Raw genomic sequence first — 21,543 nt, 5'->3', positions numbered from 1 at the left:
TCTATCCCTGTAGTACTAGGAGGCCACCCCGGCGACCGACAGCCCGGCGAAGCCGGACAGCAGGCGGTCGGCGCGGCCGTCGGGTGCCTCCATGGCGAGCAGGCCGGCCAGCACCTCGGCGGCCTGCTCGTCGTGCGGGGCGCTGGCCGCGGTCATCGCGACGAACTGGTCCACCAGCCAGTCGCGCAGCTGGGCCGGCGGGATCTGCCGGCCCTCGTCGAGCCAGCTGAGCGAGGCGGCCTCGACCACCGAGATCCAGCTGCGCACCAGCAGGGTCAGCCGCGGTCCGGCCTCCCGCACGCCCATGTAGCGCAGCGTGCGGCGCAGCGCGGTGCGCCGTACCTCGTCCACGATCGCGCTGGTGCGCGCGGTCTCCACCACCGAGCCGCCGCGCAGCAGGGCGCCGTAGCCGGCGTCGTGCTCGGCCACGAAGGAGAAGTAGCCGTCCAGCACGGCGCCCAGCTGCTCGGTCGGGGTGCCGCGCTGGGGCACCGTGAAGCGGGTGGTCAGCTCGGTGGCCGCGCTGCGCAGCGCAGCCTCGTAGAGCTGCTGCTTGCCGCCGGCGAAGTAGCGGTACACCAGGGGGCGGGAGGCGCCGGAGGCCTCGGCCACGTCGTCCAGGCTGACCTCGTCCGGCGGACGGGTGCTGAACAGCGACAGCGCCACCGCGATCAGCTGCTCGCGCCGCTGCTGCACCGGGAGGCGACGGTAGCCGGCCCGCTTCCTGGCGGCGGGCGGTGCGGGTTCGGCCGGCTCCGTGTCGTTCATGGCGGTCAGCGTAGTGCGCGGCACCGGCGCACTCCATGGGCGCACCGCAGGACAAATCGCACCCCCCGTTCCGGAAAGGGGCTTGCAAAGCACCCGAGCTGCGAAAAGATGTCCGAATGGCTTCCGAACCGAACCGCCCTGCCGACGTGACCCCGCGCACCATCGCGGACGCCTACGTCCACGCGCTCGCCGACCTCGACCCGCTGACCGCGGTCTACCTCGGACTCAACCCGCAGGACGACCGCCTCCCCGACCTCACCCCGGCCGGGGTGGACGCCGTCGCCGACCTGGGCCGCCGCACGCTGGCCCAACTGGACGCCGCCGAGGCGGCCGGCGCGGTGGCCGCTGCCGCCGACCCGCGGGCCGAGGAGCGCTGCGCCCGGCTGCTGCGCGAGCGGATCACCGCCGAGCTGGCGGTGCACGCCGCCGGGGAGGACCTGCGCTCGGTGCGCAACCTCGGCTCCCCGCTGCACAACGTGCGCGAGGTGTTCACCCTGCTGCCGACCGAGACCGCGGCCGACTGGGAGCAGCTCGGCCGCCGACTGGGCCGCGTGCCGCTGGCCGTCCAGCAGTACCGGCAGACCCTGGAACTCGGCATCGAGCGCGGCCTGTTCTCCGGCCCGCGCCAGGTGGCCACGGTGATCGAGCAGATCGCCGAGTGGCTGGCCCCCGACCCGGACGTGGCCGAGCCGGCCCGCGCGGCCGGCTGGTTCGGCGTGCTGGTGGACCCGGCGCCCGAGCCACAGCGCACGTCGCTGGCCGCGCTGGCCCAGGCCGCCAGCGACGAGATCGCCGCCTTCCGCGAGTGGCTGGCCGAGGTCTACGCCCCGGCCGCGGCCGGCACCCCGGACGCGGTGGGCCGTGAGCGGTACGCCCGCTGGGTGCGCTACTGGACCGGCGCCGACCTGGACCTGGACGAGGCCTACCAGTGGGCCTGGACCGAGTTCCACGACCTGGCCGCGCAGATGCGCGTCGAGGCGGAGAAGGTGCTCCCCGGCGCCACCCCGATGCAGGCGATGAAGTGGCTGGAGAACGACGGTCCGGCGATCACCGGCGCCGAGCCGGCCCGCGAGTACCTGCAGGGCCTGATGGACCAGGCGATCAACGACCTGCAGGGGGTGCACTTCGACCTGGCCGAGCCGGTCACCCGGGTGGAGTCCCGGATCGCCCCGGCCGGCAGCGCCGCCGCCCCGTACTACACCGCGCCCTCGCTCGACTTCACCCGGCCCGGCCGCACCTGGCTGCCGCTGCTGGGGCGCGAGAGCTTCCCGGTCTGGGACCTGGTCAGCACCTGGTACCACGAGGGAGTACCGGGCCACCACCTGCAGCTGGCGCAGTGGAACTACGTGGCGTCCAGCCTCTCCACCTACCAGGTCAGCCTCGGCGGGGTGAGCGCCAACCTGGAGGGCTGGGCGCTGTACGCCGAGCGCCTGATGGACGAGCTGGGCTACCTGACCGACCCGGGCCACCGCCTGGGCTACCTGAACGCCCAGATGCTGCGGGCGCTGCGGGTGATCGTGGACATCGGCATGCACGTCGGCCTGGACTTCCCGGCCGACTCGCCGTTCCACCCCGGCGAGGCGATGACCCCGGAGCTGGCCCGCGAGTTCTTCGGCGAGTACTGCGGCCTGTCGGCGGCCTTCCTGGACAGCGAGCTGGTCCGCTACCTGGGCATGCCCGGCCAGGCGATCGGCTACAAGCTCGGCGAGCGCGCCTGGCTGCGCGGCCGGGCCGCGGCGCGCGCGGCGCACGAGGCGCGCGGCGAGGAGTTCGACCTCAAGACCTGGCACATGGCGGCGCTCTCGCAGGGCTCGCTCGGCCTGGACGACCTGGTCGCGGAGCTCTCCGCGCTGTGACCCACCCGGGCCCGGGTCCCCGCAGCGGGGACCCGGGCCGGTGCGGTCGAAGCTTGTAAAGCTTGGACAAAATAACGGAGTTTGTCCGCTTTCGAACGGGATTCGCCTTGCCCCGCCCGGGACCGCGAGCTTGGCTTGAGGGCAGTGCTGTTCGCGCACGCCGACGGCACCCCCGTCCGGAAGGCTCCTCCCGTGTCCGCGCAACCCGCGGCGAGCGAAACGGTGCCGGACCCCCGCCGCTGGCGGGCACTGGCCGTGATCGCCGTCGCCCAGCTGATGATCGTGCTCGACATCACGATCGTGAACATCGCACTTCCCTCGGCCCAGCAGGACCTGGGCATCTCCAATGGTGACCGGCAGTGGGTGATCACCGCCTACACCCTGGCCTTCGGCGGGCTGCTGCTGCTCGGCGGCCGGCTCGGCGACCTGTTCGGCCGCAAGCGCACCTTCATGATCGGCCTGATCGGCTTCGCCCTCGCCTCGGCGCTCGGCGGCTTCGCGGTGACCGGCGGGATGCTCTTCTTCTCCCGCGCCCTGCAGGGCGCGTTCGGCGCGCTGCTGGCCCCCTCCGCGCTCGGGCTGCTCTCCACCACCTTCAGCGACCCGCGTGAGCGGGCCACCGCCTTCGGCATCTTCGGTGCCATCGCGGGTGGCGGCAGCGCCATCGGCTTCATCGCCGGCGGGCTGCTGACCCAGTACCTCGACTGGCGCTGGTGCCTGTTCGTCAACGTGCCGATCGCGCTGGTCACGGCCATCGGCGCCTACCTGCTGCTGACCCGGGACCACATCGGCAAGGGCCGGCGGATCCCGCTGGACCTGCCCGGCGTCGGGTTCGGCTGCGGCGGCCTGCTGGCGATCGTCTACGGCACCTCCGAGGCCGAGTCGCGGGGGTGGAGCGACTGGCTGGTGCTGTTCTTCCTGGCACTGGGCGCGGCGTTGCTGGTCGCCTTCGTGGCGGTCGAGAAGCGCTCCAGCCATCCGCTGCTGCCGCTGCACATCGTGCGCGACCGCAACCGCGGCGGGGCGGCGCTCTCGGTGGGCCTGGCGGTGGTCGGGCTGTTCGGTCTTTTCCTCTTCCTCACCTACTACCTGCAAGTGGTCAAGGGGTTCTCGCCGGTGCTGACCGGGGTGGCCTTCCTGCCGATGACCGCGGCGATCATCTTCAGCTCCACCGGGGTGGCGGCCCGGCTGATGAACAGGGTGCCGGCCCGGGCGCTGATCGTGCCGGGGCTGCTGCTGGGCGCGGGCGGGATGGCCTGGCTGACCCAGATGAAGGTGAGCAGCCCGTACGCCGCGATGGTGCTGCCGGCCGAGATCTTGCTCGGCCTCGGCATGGGCCTGGTCTTCATGCCCTCGATGAGCCTGGCCACCCTCGGGGTCGCCCCGCGCGAGACCGGTGCGGCCGCGGCCACCATCAACTCGGCCCAGCAGGTGGGCGGCTCGATCGGCACCGCGCTGCTCAACACCATCGCGGCCAGTGCCACCACCGCCTACCTGGTCGGCAAGGACGTGAGCAGCAAACTGGTCCGGGACACCGCTGCGGTGCACGGCTACAGCATCGCCGCGGTGGTCGCGCTGGGCGTCTTCCTGGCGGCCGCGGTGGTGGCCTTCACCATGGTGAACCACCGTCCGCAGGACGAGGCGGCGGTGGGCGAGGGGGCCGGCGCCGACGAGCTGCGGGCCGCCGTCTCGCCGCCGAGCTGATGCGCTCCTGACAGCTGCCCCTTCTCCTGACCCGAGCCCATCGGTCATCATGTTCATCCGGAGTTTCCCCCACACGGTGGATTCTCACGGGGCTCTCAGTCGCGCGTCATACGGTTGCCAGGCAACCGGGCGATAGTCGATGGAGTCCGAGGCGCCGTACCCGGGTGCCGCGCAACCCGGCCGATCCAGGCCGACCAGTGGGCAGGAGTCCGTCCCTGATGAGCAGTCAGCGTCGTCGGCACCGCAAGCGGAGCCGGGCTGCCGCCGTCCTGCGGCCCGCCCTGTTGGTGGCCGTGCTGGCGGCCGTGCTGGTGGCGGCGATAGCGGGGGTGAGCACGCTCTCCTCGCGCGCGGTCGCCTCCAGCCGCACGGCCGCCCGGCAGGCGCACGGGAAGGACACCAAGGGGGCCAAGCAGGCCGCCGGCAGCATGGCCACGCCGAGCCGGAGCGCGGAGCCGACCGCGCCGACCGACCCGCAGGCGGCCACCGACACCCCGGTCGCCCAGCTGCCCTCGCCCGATGCCGCCTCGTCGAGCGGCGACCAGGCGAGCCCGTCGGCCGCCGCACCCAGCGCCACCGACACCCCCGCGGACACCCGCGCCGTGCCGACCACCGCCACGGCCCCGGCCGGCGCCGAGGCCAACCGGGTCGGTGCGCTCTTCACCGGCGCCGCCTCGCCAGGCAACCACTTCTGCACCGCCAGCGTCGTGCACAGCGCCGGCCGCAACCTGCTGCTGACCGCCGCGCACTGCCTGAGCGGCGCCGCCGGCGTCACCTTCGCCCCCGGGTACCGCGACGGCCGGTCGCCGTTCGGGGTCTGGCAGGCCACCCAGGTCTTCCAGACCAACGGCTGGACCCAGAACCAGGACCCGGACCAGGACTTCGCCTTCCTCCAGGTCGCCCCGAACGCCTCCGGCCAGCAGATCGAGGACGTGCTCGGCGGCAACGTCCTGGGCACCGACGAGTCCTTCACCGCCCCGGTGCGGCTCTACGGCTACCCGGACAGCGGCGACGAGCCGCTGCTGTGCAGCAACACGACCACCAAGCAGTCCGCCTACCAGCGCCGGATCGACTGCCCGTCCTACTCGGGCGGCACCAGCGGCGGTCCGTGGATCTCCACCGACACCGGCCACGTGACGGGGGTGATCGGCGGCTACCAGCAGGGCGGCGACACCGACGACACCTCGTACACCGCGTACTTCGACTCCACCATCGCCGGCCTGTACCAGACCGCGGTCTCCGCGGCCTCCTGACCACCGGTCAGGAGGCCGCGGAGCGGGGATCACTCGCTCTCGAAGCCGCCCTCGGAGCCGCTCTGGTTGTCGTGCGACGTCATGACCTGGCCCTTGCCCGCCATCACGGTGCCGCTGGTGTTGTGGTGCTTGCACCACCAGGCGCTGTGCGAGTGCGCGCTGGCGGTGCCGGCGGCACCCACGACGGCGAGGGAGGCCAGGGCGAAGCCGATCACGGCGGTACGAATTCGCATATCTTTTCCCATTTCTCTGGCGGTTCAGGCATTTTGGCCCGATATGTCAGAGAGAATGCCCGAACAGTCCGCCCCTGCTGCGTCGCATACGTACTCTGTCACCCTGTTGGCTGCGGCAGTTAGCCCGCAGGGGTGCCTGGCCGGACGCCCGTCCCGAACAGGGCTTCGGACTTCAGACGGTCGGGGCGGCCGGGGCGGGCAGGGGTGCGGGGTGCGGAAAATGACGAAGGCCCAGATCTGTTGATCTGGGCCTCGCACGGCACTTCGGAAAAAGTGCCCCCGGTAGGATTCGAACCTACGCACCCGCCTCCGGAGGGCGGTGCTCTATCCCCTGAGCTACGGGGGCCTGCCTGCCGCCTCGTTCGGCGACGTGGAGAACATTACCAGCTCCCGGCCCCGGCCCGTGCACGGGTTTACCGGGCCAAGGTGGGCAAAGGCCGGACGGGGCGGGCCGGGCGGGCCTACCCTCGTGGCGTGTCCGGTGAGTCCGGGCGGGTCCTCGTGGTGGACGACAGCGAGGTGATCCGCCAGTTGATCAGGGTCAACCTCGAGCTGGAGGGCTTCGAGGTGGTGACCGCCGCCGACGGTGCCGAGTGCCTGGAGGTGGTCCACCGGGTGCGGCCCGACGTGGTCACGCTGGACGTGATGATGCCGCGGCTGGACGGCCTGCGCACCGCGGCCCGGCTGCGCGGACAGCAGCGGACCGCCGCGCTGCCGATCGCCATCGTGAGCGCCTGCACGCGGGCCGATCTTGACCGCGGCGCGTCGGTGGGAGTGGACGGCTATCTGGCCAAGCCCTTCGATCCGGCCGATCTGGTGGTGCTGGTACGGCGGTTGATGGGGCTCAAGCGAGGAGAGGGGAGCGGGTTCACCTTCGGCGGCGGCGAGTTTCGCTGACAGCGAACAGCTATCCGACAGGTGGGCTCCGCGCGGTGGCACCCCGCCGCTCGCCTAGGCTTGGGCCCGTGACACCCGCAGAGCTCTCCCAGGCAGTCCAGGTCGCCGTACGCGCCGCCGTCGAGGCGGGCGAGCTGTCCGTCGACGTCCCCGAGCAGGTGACGGTCGAGCGACCGAAGAACCGCGACCACGGCGACTACGCCACCAACGTGGCGCTCCAGCTGGCCAAGGCGGCCGGCCGGCCGCCGCGCGCGGTCGCCGAGCTGCTGGCCGGGCGCCTGCAGGCGCTGGCCGGGGTCGCCAAGGTGGACATCGCCGGTCCCGGCTTCCTCAACATCACGCTGGACGCCGCCACCCAGGGCGAGCTCGCCCGCAGCATCGTCGAGGCCGGCCCCGCCTACGGCCGCAACGCGGCGCTCGCGGGCCTGCGGATCAACCTGGAGTTCGTCTCCGCCAACCCCACCGGCCCGATCCACATCGGCGGCGTGCGCTGGGCCGCGGTCGGCGACTCGCTGGCCCGCATCCTCAAGGCCTCCGGCGCCGACGTGGCCACCGAGTACTACCTCAACGACGCCGGCGTGCAGATCTCCAAGTTCGCCGGCTCGCTCAAGGCCGCCGCCAACAACCAGCCGGTCCCGGCCGACGGTTACGTGGGCGAGTACATCGTGGAGATCGCCAAGGCGATCACCGGGGCGGTCCCCGGCATCCTCGAGCTGCCCGAGGCCGAGCAGCTGCAGGCCTTCCGCAGCCACGGCCTGAAGCTGATGGTGGCCGAGATCCAGCGCTCGATGGACGAGTTCGGCACCCACTTCGACACCTGGTTCTCCGAGCAGTCGCTGCACGACTCCGGCGCGGTGACCGAGGCGATCGCCCGGCTGCGCGAGCAGGGCCACGTCTTCGACGAGGACGGCGCGATCTGGCTGCGCACCACCGACTTCGGTGACGACAAGGACCGGGTGCTGGTCAAGGCCGACGGCGAGACCACGTACTTCGCCGCCGACGCCGCCTACTACCTGTCCAAGCGGGACCGCGGCTCCGAGGTCAGCGTCTACATGCTGGGCGCCGACCACCACGGCTACGTCAACCGCCTCAAGGCCATCGCCGCCTGCGCGGGCGACGACATGGACCGCAACATCGAGGTCAGGATCGGCCAGTTCGTCAAGATGCTGCGCGACGGTGAGGAGGTCCGCATGTCCAAGCGGGCCGGCAACATCATCACCATCGACGACGTGGTCGACTGGATCGGCGTGGACGCCGCCCGCTACACCCTGGCCCGGTCCTCGACCGACTCCACGATCACGCTGGACATCAACCTGCTGACCAGCCAGAGCAACGAGAATCCGGTCCACTACATCCAGTACGCGCACACCCGGATGTGCGGCGTGGCGCGCAAGGCGGCCGAGCTGGGAGTGGACAAGGGCACGGCCGCGGACTTCAGGCCGGAGCTGCTGGCCACCCCGTGGGAGAGCGACATGCTCGGGGTGCTGGGCCAGTTCCCGGGCATCGTGGCCAAGGCCGGCGAGCTGCGCGAACCGCACCGGGTGGCCCGGTACCTGGAGGAGGAGCTGGCCCCGACGTACCACCGCCTCTACGACAACTGCATGTTCCTGCCGAAGGGCGACGAGGAGATGACGGACCTGCACCGGGCCCGCCTCTGGCTGGTCGAGGCCGCCCAGACCGTGGTCGCCAACGGCCTCACGCTGCTCGGCGTCTCCGCGCCCGAGCGGATGTAGTCCGAGTCCTTCGCCGACGGGGGCGGTGACGGTCCATCAGGACGGTCACCGCCCCCACCCACAGGAGAGACAGCATGAGCCGCTCCGCCCACCCCGCAGGCCCCCGGCACGGCGACGTGCTGCCCGAGGGGCACTACACCGCCCCGCCGGCCGACCTCAACGCACTGGACCCCAAGGTCTGGTCGCAGACCGTCGGCCGCGACGCGGACGGCGTGCTGACCGTGGCCGGCCTGCCGGTGACGGCGCTCGCCGAGGAGTTCGGCACCCCCGCCTACCTGCTGGACGAGGCCGACTTCCGGGCCCGGGCCCGGGCCTGGCGGGAGGCCTTCGGGGTCGGCGCGGACGTGTACTACGCGGGCAAGGCCTTCCTCTCCAAGGCGGTGGTCCGCTGGCTGCACGAGGAGGGCCTGGGCCTGGACGTGTGCAGCTCGGGCGAGCTGGCGGTGGCGCTGGCCGCCGGGATGCCGGGGGAGCGGATCGCGCTGCACGGCAACAACAAGTCCGCCGAGGAGCTGGAGCTCGCGGTCAAGGCCGGGGTGGGCCACATCGTGCTCGACTCCTGCCAGGAGATCGAGCGGCTGGCCCGCACCGCCGAGGCGCACGGGGTGCGCCAGCCGGTGCTGATCCGGGTGACGGTGGGGGTGGAGGCGCACACCCACGAGTTCATCGCCACCGCGCACGAGGACCAGAAGTTCGGCCTCTCGCTGGCCGGGGGAGCAGCCGCCGAGGCGGTCCGGCGCACCCTGGCCCAGCCCGCGCTGGAGCTGCGCGGGCTGCACTCGCACATCGGCTCGCAGATCTTCGACACGGCCGGCTTCGAGGTGGCGGCCCGCCGGGTGGTCGGCCTGCTGGCCGAGGTCCGTGACGAACACGGGGTGGAGCTGCCCGAGATCGACCTGGGCGGCGGCCTGGGCATCGCCTACACCAGCGAGGACGACCCGCGCGAGCCGGCCGAGATCGCCGCCTCGCTGGACGCGATCGTGCGGCGCGAGTGCGCCGCGGTGGGCCTGGCGGTGCCGCGGCTGAGCGTGGAGCCGGGCCGGGCGATCGTCGGCCCCACAGCCTGCACGCTCTACCGGGTGGGCACCGTCAAGCCGCTGGCGGGCCTGCGCAGCTACGTCAGCGTGGACGGCGGGATGTCCGACAACATCCGCACCGCGCTGTACGACGCCGAGTACTCGGTCGCGCTGGCCTCGCGGACTAGTACGGCCGAGCCGATGCTGGTCCGGGTGGTCGGCAAGCACTGCGAGTCGGGCGACATCCTGGTCAAGGACGCCTTCCTGCCGGCCGACCTGGCCCCGGGCGACCTGCTCGCGGTGCCCGCCACCGGGGCCTACTGCCGGTCGATGGCGAGCAACTACAACCACGCCCTGCGCCCTCCGGTGGTGGCCGTGCGCGAGGGGGCGGCCCGGGTCATCCTCCGGCGCGAGACGGAGGAGGATCTCCTGCGACTGGATATCGGATGACGAAAATTCCGTCTCAGAATCTGGAACAGCAGTAGATCTTTACCAATCGTCCCCGAAACTGGACGCCAGAACCGGAATCCCGTGACCGGAGCCGGAGAGTCGATACATGAGCGGAGTCGGATGATGCGTACGCGCCCGCTGAAGGTGGCGTTGCTGGGTTGTGGTGTGGTGGGCTCCGAGGTGGCGCGCATCATGACGACGACGGCCGACGACTTCGCTGCCCGGATCGGCGCTCCGGTCGAACTCGCCGGGATCGCGGTACGCCGGGCCGGCCGCCCGCGTCCCGGGGTGCCGGAGCACCTGCTGACCACCGACGCCGAGGCGCTGGTCAACCGCGGCGACATCGACGTGGTGGTCGAGGTGGTCGGCGGCATCGAGCCGTCCAAGCACCTGATCCTGTCCGCCTTCGAACAGGGCGCCTCGGTGGTCAGCGCCAACAAGGCGCTGCTCGCCAAGGACGGTGCCGAACTGCACACGGCGGCCGCCGAGGCCGGCGTGGACCTCTACTACGAGGCCGCGGTGGCCGGCGCGATCCCGCTGATCCGCCCGCTGCGCGAGTCGCTGGCCGGCGACCGGGTGAACCGGGTGCTGGGCATCGTCAACGGCACCACCAACTTCATCCTGGACAAGATGGACAGCACCGGCGCCGGCTACTCGGAGGCACTGGAGGAGGCCACCGCGCTGGGCTACGCCGAGGCCGACCCGACCGCCGACGTGGAGGGCTTCGACGCCGCCGCCAAGGCCGCGATCCTGGCCGGCATCGCCTTCCACACCAAGGTCACCGCGGCCGACGTGTACCGCGAGGGCCTGACCGAGGTCACCGCCGCCGACATCGCCTCCGCCAAGGCGATGGGTTGCGTGGTCAAGCTGCTGGCGATCTGCGAGCGGGCCGCCGACGGCGCCTCGGTCACCGCCCGGGTGCACCCGGCGATGATCCCGCTCAGCCACCCGCTGGCCAGCGTCCGGGAGGCCTACAACGCGGTCTTCGTGGAGGCCGAGGCGGCCGGCCGGCTGATGTTCTACGGCCCCGGCGCCGGCGGCGCCCCGACCGCCTCCGCGGTGCTGGGCGACCTGGTCGCGGTCTGCCGCAACAAGCTGAACGGCGCCACCGGTCCGGGCCACTCGGTCTACACCCGGCTGCCCGCCAAGCCGATGGACGAGGTGGTCACCCGGTACCACGTCAGCCTGGACGTGGACGACCGGGCGGGCGTGCTCGCCCAGGTGGCCTCGGTCTTCGCCGAGCACGGGGTCTCCATCGACACCGTGCGCCAGCAGGGCCGCGACGGCGACGCCTCGCTCGTCGTGGTCACCCACCGCGCCACCGACGCCGCCCTGTCGGCGACCGTGGACAAGCTGCGCGCGCTGGACAGCGTGCGTGACGTGGCCAGCATCATGCGGGTCGAAGGGGAGTAATCAATCATGAACGGCGTTGTCGAGAACGCGGCCGCTGTGTCCGGGCACACCCACCAGTGGCGCGGTCTGATCGAGGAGTACCGCGACCGCCTGCCGGTCAGCGAGGCCACGCCGGTGGTCACCCTGCTGGAGGGCGGCACCCCGCTGGTCCCCGCCCAGCTGCTCTCCGAGCGCACCGGCTGTGACGTGTACCTCAAGGTCGAGGGCGCCAACCCGACCGGCTCCTTCAAGGACCGCGGCATGACGCTGGCGATCTCCAAGGCCAAGGAGGCCGGCGCCCAGGCGGTGATCTGCGCCTCCACCGGCAACACCTCGGCCTCCGCGGCCGCCTACGCGGTGCGGGCCGGCCTGGTCTGCGCGGTACTGGTGCCGCAGGGCAAGATCGCGCTGGGCAAGATGGGCCAGGCGCTGGTGCACGGCTCGCGGATCCTCCAGGTGGACGGCAACTTCGACGACTGCCTCACCCTGGCCCGCGAACTGTCCGAGAACTACCCGGTGGCCCTGGTCAACTCGGTCAACCCGGTGCGGATCGAGGGCCAGAAGACGGCCGCCTTCGAGATCGTCGACATGCTCGGCGACGCCCCGGACATCCACGTCCTGCCGGTCGGCAACGCGGGCAACATCACCGCCTACTGGAAGGGCTACCAGGAGTACGCCAAGGACGGCCTGGCCACCCGCACGCCGCGGATGTGGGGCTTCCAGGCCTCCGGCTCGGCGCCGATCGTGGACGGTGCCCCGGTGCTCAAGCCGCAGACCATCGCCACCGCGATCCGGATCGGCAACCCCGCCTCCTGGGGCTACGCGGAGGCCGCCCGGGACGAGTCGGGCGGCTTGATCGACAAGGTGACCGACCGTCAGATCCTCTCCGCCTACCGCCTGTTGGCCGCCCGGGAGGGCGTCTTCGTGGAGCCCGCCTCGGCCGCCAGCGTGGCTGGCCTGCTGGCCAGGGCGGAGGCCGGACTGGTCGACCCGGGCCAGCGGATCGTCTGCACCGTGACCGGCAACGGCCTCAAGGACCCGGACTGGGCGGTGGCCGGTGCGCCGCAGCCGCAGGTGGTCCCGGTCAGCGCCGAGGCCGCCGCGCAGCGCCTGGGCCTGCTGGACTGAGTCCGGCGGCCGCCTCCTGACGCAGTGTCGACACCGAGGTGTGACCCCCTCGATCGGGGGTAACGCCTCGGTGTCGCTTTCGTTGTTCCCGGCGACGCCTTTTCGGCACACATTCCGGCCATAACCTGCAACACGGCGGATCGAGGGGGAGCGGGGTGTACCGCTGTGGAACCTCTCTTCGATACGCTGAGCCCTGGCGGCGTGGCACATGCCAACTGCATCAGGTCCTGCGACCCGCACTGCGGGTACTGACATCCCCCGCCCCCGTACCACTGCCGGCTCCTGACGACGGGCCGGCCTCACTCCTCAGGAGAGTCCACCGCATGGCCGGTCCCGCGTTCCGTGCCGCCGCCGTCCGGGTGCGCGTCCCCGCGACCAGCGCCAACCTGGGCCCCGGCTTCGACGCCTTCGGACTCGCCCTGGGCCTGTACGACGACATCGTGGTCCGGGTCGCCGACTCCGGTCTCTCGGTGGACATCGCCGGCGAGGGCGCCGACTCGCTGGCCCGCGACGAACGCCACCTGGTGGTCCGTTCGATGCGGGCCGCCTTCGACCGGCTGGGCGGACAGCCGCGCGGCCTCGAGGTGGTCTGCGCCAACCGGATACCGCACGGCCGCGGCCTGGGCTCCTCCTCGGCCGCGATCTGCGCCGGCATCGTGGCCGCCCGCGCGGTCACCATCGGCGGCGCCGCCGCCCTGGACGACGCGGCGCTGCTGGCCCTCGCCTCCGAGCTGGAGGGCCACCCGGACAACGTCGCCGCCTGTCTGGCCGGCGGCTTCACCATCGCCTGGACTGACGAGGACTCAGCCAAGGCGGTGCGCCTCGAACCCGCCGCCGAGGTAGTGCCGGTGGTGTTCGTCCCGGCCACCGAGGTGCTCACCGAGACCGCCCGCGGCCTGCTGCCCAGGACCGTGCCGCTGGCCGACGCGGCGGCGAGCGCGGGCCGCGCCGCGCTGCTGGTGGAGGCACTCACCCGGCGCCCCGAACTGCTGCTGGCCGGCACCGAGGACCGGCTGCACCAGGACTACCGCGCCTCCGCGATGCCGGACAGCGCCGCACTGGTCGCCGCGCTGCGCTCCGAGGGCGTGCCGGCGGTCATCTCCGGTGCCGGGCCGACCGTGCTGGCCCTGACCGACGAGGCCGGTGCGGACAAGCTGCTGCACTTCGCCGGGGACAACTTCGCAGCTCACCGGCTGCGGCTCGACCGTGACGGAGCAGGCGTCCGACCGTTGGACGGATGACAGCTGCCGCGCCCGTGCGCCGTCCGGTGAGCGTTCGGCGCACGGTCGTGCGCCCGGCGGCCCCGGCTCGGCCGGGCGGGTGTGACGGACACGATTGGCAAGCTCGAGGCTGGGGAATGTGTGAGGGGGTAGGTAGTGTTAACCTCAATGCTGCATCAGGCGCCCCGCGGGGCCCGGTGCACCGCGTCCCCCTCCCCAGGACCCGATTCCACGGGCCCGAGGCGTTGTCGGGGACCACGATTCTCCGGGAGCCCGCCACAGCGCGTACGCAGCCTGCCTGCGCGATTGCGGCCGCATCCCGATGCCGTGTCGGATCCTGACCCCCACCCCCCGCAACCGGCCTGAGGCCGGCGGACGGGAGCGGGGAGACCGTCACGCGACGGGGGCCCCGGGTTTCGCTGGCAACGCGGTCGGCATGAGTCTGCCCGCCCGCGCCGCTGCGCTCCACCGTGCCTCGTGCACCGCACTTCGCACCTCTCCCGCCACCCCGCAACCGCCGCGGTGGTGGGACCACCGCCTCCGACCTGTGCACCGCAGAGCCACAGGTCAGACAGCACAACCGGTCGCCGAGCCAGACAGGCCGACGTCCGCTCCAGGGAAGGACCCTTAGTGAGCGACACCACCGATCTGATGGGCGCGCGCCCGGACACCGACGCGACGGACGCTGCCGCCGCACCGGCTGCACCGGCCAAGCGCCGCCGTTCCGCTGCCGCAGGCCTTGACGGTCTGGTCCTGGCCGAGCTGCAGAAGCTGGCCTCGACGCTCGGCATCAGTGGAACCGGGCGGCTGCGCAAGAGCCAGCTCATCGATGCCATCAAGGAGAAGAGCGGCGGCGACCCGCTGCTCGCCTCCGCCGGTACCAGCACCACCGCCGCCGCTCCGGCCCGCGCCGCCAAGGAGGCCGCTCCGGCCGCCGAGAAGCCCGCTCGCCGGACCCGTGCGGCCGCCGAGGCCCCGGCCGCCGTGGCCGAGCCGGCCGAGGCGCCGGCCCAGATCGACATCCCGGGCCAGAGCGCGGCCGACTCCCCGGCCCCGGCGCGCGCCGAGCGCGGCCGTCGCCGGGCCACCTCCGCCGCCGGTACGCCGACCGCCCAGGAGGCCGCGGCCCAGGCCGCGACCGCCGTGGCCGAGCCTGCCGCGGAGCCGGCCGCCGAGGCCGCCGCCCGCACCGCCGAGCCGCGCACCTTCGAGGGCCGCGACGAGCAGCGCGACGGCCGCCGCGACCGCCGGGACCGCCGCGACCGCCGCGAGGGCGGCGAGCGCACCGAGGCGGCGGCCGAGGGCGAGGGCGGCGACCAGCGCGAGTCGCGCCGCGACCGGCGCAACCGCCGCGACCGGGGCACCGACCGCCGCGACGGCGGCACCGACCGCCGTGAGGGCGGTCAGCAGCAGCCGGCCCAGCAGCAGCAGCCCACGGCCCAGCCCGCCGCCGCCCAGCAGGGCGGCTTCGACGACGACGAGTTCGGCGACGGCCGCCGCGGCCGGCGCGGCCGCTACCGCGACCGCAACCGCCGGGGCGGACGTCGGGACGGCTTCGAGGGCGCCATCGCCGAGCCGCAGGTCGGCGACGACGACGTGCTGATCCCGGTCGCCGGCATCCTCGACATCCTCGACAACTACGCGTTCGTGCGGACCTCCGGCTACCTGCCGGGCCAGAACGACGTCTACGTCTCGCTCGCCCAGGTCCGCAAGAACGGCCTGCGCAAGGGTGACGCGATCACCGGTGCGGTCCGCCAGCCCAAGGACGGCGAGCGGCGCGAGAAGTTCAACGCCATGGTGCGGCTGGACTCGGTGAACGGCATGGACCCGGAGACCGGCCGCGGCCGCCCCGAGTTCGGCAAGCTCACCCCGCTGTACCCGCAGGAGCGGCTGCGCCTGGAGACCGACCCGGGCGTGCTGACCACCCGGATCATCGACCTGGTGGCGCCGATCGGCAAGGGCCAGCGCGGTCTGATCGTCGCCCCGCCGAAGACCGGCAAGACGATGATCATGCAGGCGATCGCCAACGCGATCACCCGCAACAACCCCGAGTGCCACCTGATGGTCGTCCTGGTCGACGAGCGTCCGGAAGAGGTCACCGACATGCAGCGCTCGGTCAAGGGCGAGGTCATCTCCTCGACCTTCGACCGCCCGGCCGAGGACCACACCGTGGTCGCCGAGCTGGCCATCGAGCGCGCCAAGCGGCTGGTGGAGCTGGGCCACGACGTGGTGATCCTGCTGGACTCGATCACCCGCCTGGGCCGCGCCTACAACCTGGCGGCGCCGGCCTCCGGCCGCATCCTGTCCGGTGGTGTCGACTCGACCGCGCTCTACCCGCCGAAGAAGTTCTTCGGCGCCGCGCGCAACATCGAGAACGGCGGCTCGCTGACCATCCTGGCCACCGCCCTGGTGGAGACCGGCTCCCGGGCCGACGAGGTGGTCTTCGAGGAGTTCAAGGGCACCGGCAACATGGAGCTGCGCCTGGACCGCAAGCTGGCGGACAAGCGCATCTTCCCGGCGGTGGACGTGGACGCCTCCAGCACCCGCAAGGAGGAGATCCTGCTCGGCTCCGAGGAGCTGGCGATCACCTGGAAGCTGCGCCGGGTGCTGCACGCGCTCGACTCGCAGCAGGCGATCGAGCTGCTGCTGGACAAGATGAAGCAGACCAAGTCGAACGGCGAGTTCCTGATGCAGATCGCCAAGACGACCCCGGGCTCGGGCGACTGAGTCCCGGTCCGACCGCCGCCCGAGGGGGCCACCGCCGCGGCGGTGGCCCCCTCGGGCGTTCCGGGGGTGCACGCCGCTCGTCGCGGCCCACCCGTTTCTTATGTAAGGCGGACATACACTCGCATATCCTCAAAATATGTCCGAAGCGCAGCAGAACGAAGCCCCCGAGCCCGGCAGTCGGCACCGCCGGGTGCGAAGCCGCCGGGCCAGGGTGCTGCGGGCGATCGCGTTCACCACGGCCGGCCTGGTGCTGGCCGGGATCGGCACCGCGGGCTACGCGTACTGGAAGCTGAACGGCAACATCAAGAGCGTCGACATCGACTCCCAGCTCGGCACCGCGCGCCCCTCGGCGCCCGCCGACGGCTCGTTCAACGTGCTGGTGCTCGGCTCCGACTCGCGCTCGGGCGCGAACGGCTCGCTGGCCGGCGGGGACACCGGCAGCACCGCCCGCTCGGACACCGCGATGGTGGTGCACGTGGCCCAGGACCACCGCACCGCCACCGTCGTCTCGATCCCGCGCGACACCCTGGTGGCCCGCCCGGACTGCAGCGCCCCCAACGGCACCGCGGTGCCCGCAGCCAAGAACGTGATGTACAACAGCGCCTTCGAGGTGGGCGGCGCGGCCTGCGCGGTGAAGACCACCGAGCAGCTGACCGGGCTGCGGATGAACCACTACGTCGAGATCGACTTCGCCGGTTTCGCCGGCTTCATCGACGCGATCGGCGGCACCACGGTGACCACCACGGTGAACATCCACGACAAGGACAGCGGCCTGGACCTGCCGACCGGCACCCACCACCTGAACGGGCAGCAGGCGCTGGCCTTCGTGCGCACCCGGCACGGCGTGGGGGACGGAAGCGACCTGGGCCGGATCGAACTGCAGAAGCAGATGGTGAAGTCGATCGTCCAGCAGGTCGGCTCGGCCGGGCTGTTCACCAACCCGGCCAAGCTCTACTCGGTCGGCGACACCCTGACCAGGTCGATCACCACCGACAGCGCGCTGGCCAGCGTGTCCGCGCTGACCTCGCTGGCCCAGGAGCTCAAGGGCATAGGCGGCGACCAGCTGACCATGGTGACGCTGCCGGTGGCCACCGCGCCCAGCGACCCCAACCGGGTGGTGCCCAAGGCCCCGCAGGCCGGCCAGGTGTGGGACGCGCTGCGGGCCGACCAGCCGGTGCCGGACGCGGTGCTGCACAGCCAGCCGGCCAACCCGGCCGCCACCCCGAGCCCCTGACCGAGCTGGAATATCCCCGGACCCGCCCCGGTTTGGGAAGAAGCGGGCAGTGCTGGCACACTGGTCCGTCGGTCCCGGTTCACGTGCGGTCCATCGACCGCCGACCCGGCACCCTCCCGAAACCTAGGAGATTCCCTTGAAGCGCGACGTCCACCCCGAGTACGTGGTCACCAACGTGACCTGCACCTGCGGCGCCGAGTTCACCACTCGCTCCACCGAGACCTCCGGCGTCATCCGCGCCGAGGTGTGCTCGCAGTGCCACCCCTTCTACACCGGCAAGCAGAAGATCCTCGACACCGGTGGCCGCGTGGCCCGCTTCGAGGCCCGCTTCGGCAAGCAGCACAGCGCGAAGGCCTAGCGCTCCCTCGGCGCCGGTCCTCGGCGCCCCCGCAGTGACTGCGGGGGCGTCCGGGCCGGCGCCGTTCGCGTCTTCACCCTTCGCCCGTCTTCTGACACCACTCCCGGGAAAGTAGGCCGACCCTCATGTTCGAGGCAGTCGAAGAGCTCCTCGTCGAGCACGCCGCCCTCGAAGAGCGGCTCGCCGACCCGTCCGTCCACGCGGACCAGGGCGTCGCCCGCAAGCTCTCCAAGCGCTACGCGGAGCTGACCCCGATCACCCGCACCTACCGCGCCTGGCGGCAGGCCGGCGAGGACATCGCCGCGGCCAAGGAGTTCGCCGCCGAGGACCCTGGCTTCCTGGCCGAGGCCAAGGCCGCCCAGCAGCGCCAGGACGAGCTCACCGAGGAGCTGCGGCTGCTGCTGGTGCCGCGCGACCCCAGTGACGACAAGGACGTGATCCTGGAGATCAAGGCCGGCGAGGGCGGCGAGGAGTCCGCGCTGTTCGCCGGCGACCTGCTGCGGATGTACCTGCGCTTCGCCGAGCGGGTGGGCTGGAAGACCGAGCTCATCGACTCCAACGAGTCGGACCTGGGCGGCTACAAGGACGTCTCGGTGGCCGTGAAGACCAAGGGCACCATCGAGCCCGGCCAGGGCGTCTGGGCCCGGCTGAAGTACGAGGGCGGCGTGCACCGGGTGCAGCGGGTGCCCGCGACCGAGTCGCAGGGCCGGATCCACACCTCGGCGGCGGGCGTGCTGGTCACCCCGGAGGCCGAGGAGGTCGAGGTCGAGGTGAACGCGAACGACCTGCGGATCGACGTCTACCGCTCCTCCGGCCCCGGCGGGCAGTCGGTCAACACCACGGACTCGGCGGTCCGGATCACCCACCTGCCGACCGGTATCGTGGCCTCCTGCCAGAACGAGAAGAGCCAGCTGCAGAACAAGGAGCAGGCCATGCGCATCCTGCGGTCGCGGCTGCTGGCCGCCGCGCAGGAGGCCGCCGAGCAGGAGGCGTCCGACGCCCGGCGCAGCCAGGTCCGCTCGGTGGACCGCTCGGAGCGGATCCGCACCTACAACTACCCGGAGAACCGGATCTCCGACCACCGCACCGGCTTCAAGGCGTACAACCTGGACCAGGTGCTCGACGGCGACCTGAACGCGCTGATCCAGTCGGCCGTCGACGCCGACGCAGCGGCGAAGCTCGCCGCACACGAGCAGTAACCACCGCAGAGGGGTACGGACGGATGAACCTGCTGCTCGCCGAGGTGGCCCAGGCCACCCAGCGGCTGGCCGCGGCCGGGGTGCCGTCGCCGCGCTTCGACGCGGAGGAGCTGGCTGCGCACGTCCACCACGTCAAGCGCAGCCAGCTGCACACCGTGAAGGACGCCGACTTCGACGCCCGGTACTGGGAGGCGATCTCCCGCCGGGAGGCCCGCGAGCCGCTGCAGCACATCACCGGCCGGGCCTTCTTCCGCTACCTGGAGCTGGCGGTGGGCCCCGGCGTCTTCGTGCCCCGGCCGGAGACCGAGACCGTGGTCGAGTGGGCGATAGAGGCCGTCCGCGAGATGGACGTGGCCGAGCCGCTGGTGGTCGACCTCTGCTCCGGCTCCGGCGCGATCGCGCTGGCCCTGGCCCAGGAGCTGCCGCGCTCCACCGTGCACGCCTTCGAGCTGGACGAGGGGGCGCTGCGCTACACCCGGCGCAACATCGAGGCCAGCGGCGACCGGGACCGGGTCACCCTGCACGCCGGGGACGCCACCCTGGCCTTCGCCGACGACCCGTCCTGGAACGGCCGGTTCGACCTGGTGATCAGCAACCCGCCGTACATCCCGCTCACCGAGTGGGAGTACGTGGCGCCCGAGGCCCGCGACCACGACCCGCAGCTGGCCCTGTTCTCCGGCGAGGACGGGCTGGAGACCATCCGCGGCATCGAGCGGGCGGCGGCCCGGCTGCTGCGCCCGGGCGGCGCGGTGGTGATCGAGCACGCGGACACCCAGGGCGGCCAGGTGCCGTGGATCTTCAATGAGGAGGCCGGCTGGACCGACACGGCCGACCACCGGGACCTGAACGGGCGGCCGCGCTTCACGACCGCCCGGAGGGCGAGGTCGTGAACCGGCAGGCAGAGCACGACCGCCCGAAGGGCGAGGTCGTGAACCGGCAGGCAGCGCACCACCGCCCGCACGACTTCGCTGTGACCGACCAGAACTCGACGAGGGGACTGCACCGATGAGCCGCCGTTACGACTGCGCCGACGCCGCCGACCGCGCGACCGGCCTGCGCGAGGCCGCGTCCGCGATCCGCCGCGGCGAGCTGGTCGTGGTGCCCACGGACACCGTGTACGGGATCGCGGCGGACGCCTTCAACGCGGAGGCGGTGGCGGGCCTGCTGGCCGCCAAGGGGCGCGGCCGCAGCATGCCCTCCCCGGTGCTGGTCGGCTCGCCCACCACGCTGCACGGCCTGGTCACCGACTTCTCCGAGAAGGCCTGGGAGCTGGTCGACGCCTTCTGGCCCGGCGGCCTGACCCTGGTGGCCAAGCACCAGCCCTCGCTGCGCTGGGACCTGGGCGAGACCCGGGGCACCGTGGCGGTGCGGATGCCGCTGCACCCGGTGGCCATCGAGCTGCTCAACACCACGGGTCCGCTGGCCGTCTCCAGCGCCAACAAGTCCGGCCAGCCGGCCCCCGCGGACTGCGAGGACGCCGAGTACCAGCTGGGCGACTCGGTCGCGATCTACCTGGACGGCGGCAAGGCCGAGCACGGCCTGGCCTCCTCGATCGTCGACGTCACCGGTCGGACCCCGGTGCTGCTGCGGGCCGGCGCGGTCTCCCTGGAGCAGCTGAGGGAGGTCGTCCCCGACCTGGAGGCCGGCAGTTGAGGACCTCGCTCCATCCCGCCCCGCACGCCGACCGGGCGCCGGGCGGGCTCGCGGTGCACCGGCTCGTGCCGCGCCCGGCCGACAGCTTCCGGATCCTGTTCGTCTGCACCGGCAACGTCTGCCGCTCGCCGATCGCCGAGCGGCTGACCCGGCACGAGCTGGACGCCCGGCTGGACGCCCGGGCGGCCGGCCGGATCCTGGTGGAGAGCGCCGGCACCTGGGGCCACGAGGGCGCGCCGATGGAGGCGCACGCGGCCACCGTGCTGGACGAGTACGGCGTGGACAGCGGCAACTTCGCCGGGCGGGAGCTGCTGGACCAGCACGTGGTGCTGGCCGACCTGGTGCTCACCGCGACCCTGGACCACCGGGCCCAGGTGATCTCGATGGGGCACGCGGCGGGCCTGCGCACCTTCACGCTCAAGGAGTTCACCCGGCTGGTGCGGTTGGTGGACCCGGCCACGCTGCCCGCCGTCGGCCAGGGCGCCGAGGTGGCCGAGCGCGGCCGGGCCCTGGTGCGAGCCGCCGCCGCGCTGCGCGGCCGGCGCCCGGCCGACCCGACGGCGGACGAGGTCGACGACCCGTACGGCGCGCCGATCGGCATGTTCCGCAACTGCGGCGAGGAGATATTCGACGCGCTGGACCCCGTGGTGACCGCCCTGACGGGCGTACCGGGCCCGCGCCCCCAGGACATGGGGCAGGGGCGGTTCTAGGCTGGGTTCCAC

The 21,543-nt window shown here is 72.6% G+C and carries 18 protein-coding genes and 1 tRNA gene; 16 read left to right on the top strand and 3 right to left on the bottom strand.

What is annotated here, in order from left to right; all coding sequences use genetic code 11:
* Positions 1 to 15 precede the first annotated feature (15 nt).
* A complete protein-coding gene (locus tag C7C46_RS11400; RefSeq protein WP_110668425.1) occupies positions 16 to 768 on the bottom strand; it encodes a TetR/AcrR family transcriptional regulator in 753 nt (250 codons plus the stop codon).
* A gap of 116 nt (positions 769 to 884) precedes the next feature.
* On the opposite strand from C7C46_RS11400, the gene C7C46_RS11395 reads away from it, so the two are divergent.
* From C7C46_RS11395 to C7C46_RS11385, 3 genes are all read left to right on the top strand, one after another.
* The gene (locus C7C46_RS11395) at positions 885 to 2,624 is read left to right on the top strand and encodes a DUF885 domain-containing protein (RefSeq protein ID WP_110668423.1); all 1,740 of its coding nucleotides are present in this window, start codon (positions 885 to 887) and stop codon (positions 2,622 to 2,624) included.
* 192 nt (positions 2,625 to 2,816) lie between these two features.
* Positions 2,817 to 4,328 (top strand): MFS transporter, encoded by a 1,512-nt coding sequence (locus C7C46_RS11390; protein ID WP_281278536.1) that lies wholly within the window; start codon positions 2,817 to 2,819, stop codon positions 4,326 to 4,328.
* Positions 4,329 to 4,546: 218 nt separating this feature from the next.
* On the top strand, positions 4,547 to 5,581 hold the full coding sequence (locus tag C7C46_RS11385) for a trypsin-like serine peptidase (RefSeq protein ID WP_110668421.1): 1,035 nt from the start codon (positions 4,547 to 4,549) through the stop codon (positions 5,579 to 5,581).
* 29 nt (positions 5,582 to 5,610) lie between these two features.
* Here C7C46_RS11385 and C7C46_RS11380 read toward each other — a convergent pair whose 3' ends face one another.
* Both C7C46_RS11380 and C7C46_RS11375 read right to left on the bottom strand, forming a co-directional pair.
* Positions 5,611 to 5,814 (bottom strand): hypothetical protein, encoded by a 204-nt coding sequence (locus C7C46_RS11380; RefSeq protein ID WP_146259054.1) that lies wholly within the window; start codon positions 5,812 to 5,814, stop codon positions 5,611 to 5,613.
* Between the two features lie 274 nt (positions 5,815 to 6,088).
* Positions 6,089 to 6,160, bottom strand: a tRNA-Arg gene (locus C7C46_RS11375).
* An 80-nt stretch (positions 6,161 to 6,240) separates the two neighbouring features.
* Between C7C46_RS11375 and C7C46_RS11370 the strand changes: the two genes are divergently transcribed.
* The 13 genes from C7C46_RS11370 to C7C46_RS11310 all read left to right on the top strand — a co-directional run bounded on the left by C7C46_RS11370 (position 6,241) and on the right by C7C46_RS11310 (position 21,531).
* On the top strand, positions 6,241 to 6,711 hold the full coding sequence (locus tag C7C46_RS11370; protein WP_110668417.1) for a response regulator: 471 nt from the start codon (positions 6,241 to 6,243) through the stop codon (positions 6,709 to 6,711).
* A 68-nt stretch (positions 6,712 to 6,779) separates the two neighbouring features.
* Positions 6,780 to 8,444, top strand: a complete 1,665-nt coding sequence (gene argS / locus C7C46_RS11365) for an arginine--tRNA ligase (protein WP_110668415.1) — start codon at positions 6,780 to 6,782, stop codon at positions 8,442 to 8,444.
* A 74-nt stretch (positions 8,445 to 8,518) separates the two neighbouring features.
* Positions 8,519 to 9,910 (top strand): diaminopimelate decarboxylase, encoded by a 1,392-nt coding sequence (gene lysA, locus C7C46_RS11360; RefSeq protein WP_110668413.1) that lies wholly within the window; start codon positions 8,519 to 8,521, stop codon positions 9,908 to 9,910.
* 120 nt (positions 9,911 to 10,030) lie between these two features.
* Positions 10,031 to 11,323: a homoserine dehydrogenase gene (locus C7C46_RS11355; RefSeq protein ID WP_110668411.1), complete on the top strand. Its 1,293-nt coding sequence runs from the start codon at positions 10,031 to 10,033 to the stop codon at positions 11,321 to 11,323.
* A 6-nt stretch (positions 11,324 to 11,329) separates the two neighbouring features.
* On the top strand, positions 11,330 to 12,430 hold the full coding sequence (gene thrC / locus C7C46_RS11350; protein ID WP_110668409.1) for a threonine synthase: 1,101 nt from the start codon (positions 11,330 to 11,332) through the stop codon (positions 12,428 to 12,430).
* Positions 12,431 to 12,753: 323 nt separating this feature from the next.
* Positions 12,754 to 13,671 carry a homoserine kinase gene (gene thrB / locus C7C46_RS11345; protein ID WP_110668407.1) on the top strand — a complete coding sequence of 306 codons (918 nt, stop codon included), beginning with the start codon at positions 12,754 to 12,756 and terminating at the stop codon, positions 13,669 to 13,671.
* Positions 13,672 to 14,280: 609 nt separating this feature from the next.
* Positions 14,281 to 16,377 (top strand): transcription termination factor Rho, encoded by a 2,097-nt coding sequence (gene rho / locus C7C46_RS11340; RefSeq protein ID WP_181442299.1) that lies wholly within the window; start codon positions 14,281 to 14,283, stop codon positions 16,375 to 16,377.
* A gap of 136 nt (positions 16,378 to 16,513) precedes the next feature.
* Positions 16,514 to 17,611, top strand: a complete 1,098-nt coding sequence (locus C7C46_RS11335; protein WP_110668405.1) for an LCP family protein — start codon at positions 16,514 to 16,516, stop codon at positions 17,609 to 17,611.
* 136 nt (positions 17,612 to 17,747) lie between these two features.
* Entirely contained in the window at positions 17,748 to 17,969 is a 222-nt protein-coding gene (gene rpmE, locus C7C46_RS11330) for a 50S ribosomal protein L31 (RefSeq protein WP_110668403.1), read from the top strand.
* A gap of 125 nt (positions 17,970 to 18,094) precedes the next feature.
* On the top strand, positions 18,095 to 19,168 hold the full coding sequence (gene prfA, locus C7C46_RS11325) for a peptide chain release factor 1 (protein WP_110668401.1): 1,074 nt from the start codon (positions 18,095 to 18,097) through the stop codon (positions 19,166 to 19,168).
* 23 nt (positions 19,169 to 19,191) lie between these two features.
* Entirely contained in the window at positions 19,192 to 20,058 is an 867-nt protein-coding gene (gene prmC, locus C7C46_RS11320) for a peptide chain release factor N(5)-glutamine methyltransferase (protein ID WP_110668399.1), read from the top strand.
* Positions 20,059 to 20,173: 115 nt separating this feature from the next.
* On the top strand, positions 20,174 to 20,821 hold the full coding sequence (locus C7C46_RS11315) for an L-threonylcarbamoyladenylate synthase (RefSeq protein WP_110668397.1): 648 nt from the start codon (positions 20,174 to 20,176) through the stop codon (positions 20,819 to 20,821).
* A gap of 53 nt (positions 20,822 to 20,874) precedes the next feature.
* On the top strand, positions 20,875 to 21,531 hold the full coding sequence (locus tag C7C46_RS11310; RefSeq protein ID WP_110668433.1) for an arsenate reductase/protein-tyrosine-phosphatase family protein: 657 nt from the start codon (positions 20,875 to 20,877) through the stop codon (positions 21,529 to 21,531).
* Positions 21,532 to 21,543: the final 12 nt, after the last annotated feature.

It is taken from the genome of Streptomyces tateyamensis (assembly GCF_003205575.1).
GTDB classification, from domain to species: Bacteria; Actinomycetota; Actinomycetes; order Streptomycetales; family Streptomycetaceae; genus Kitasatospora; species Kitasatospora tateyamensis.
Note: the sequence above shows the minus strand (reverse complement) of the source record. Positions and strands in the feature narration are given on the sequence as shown.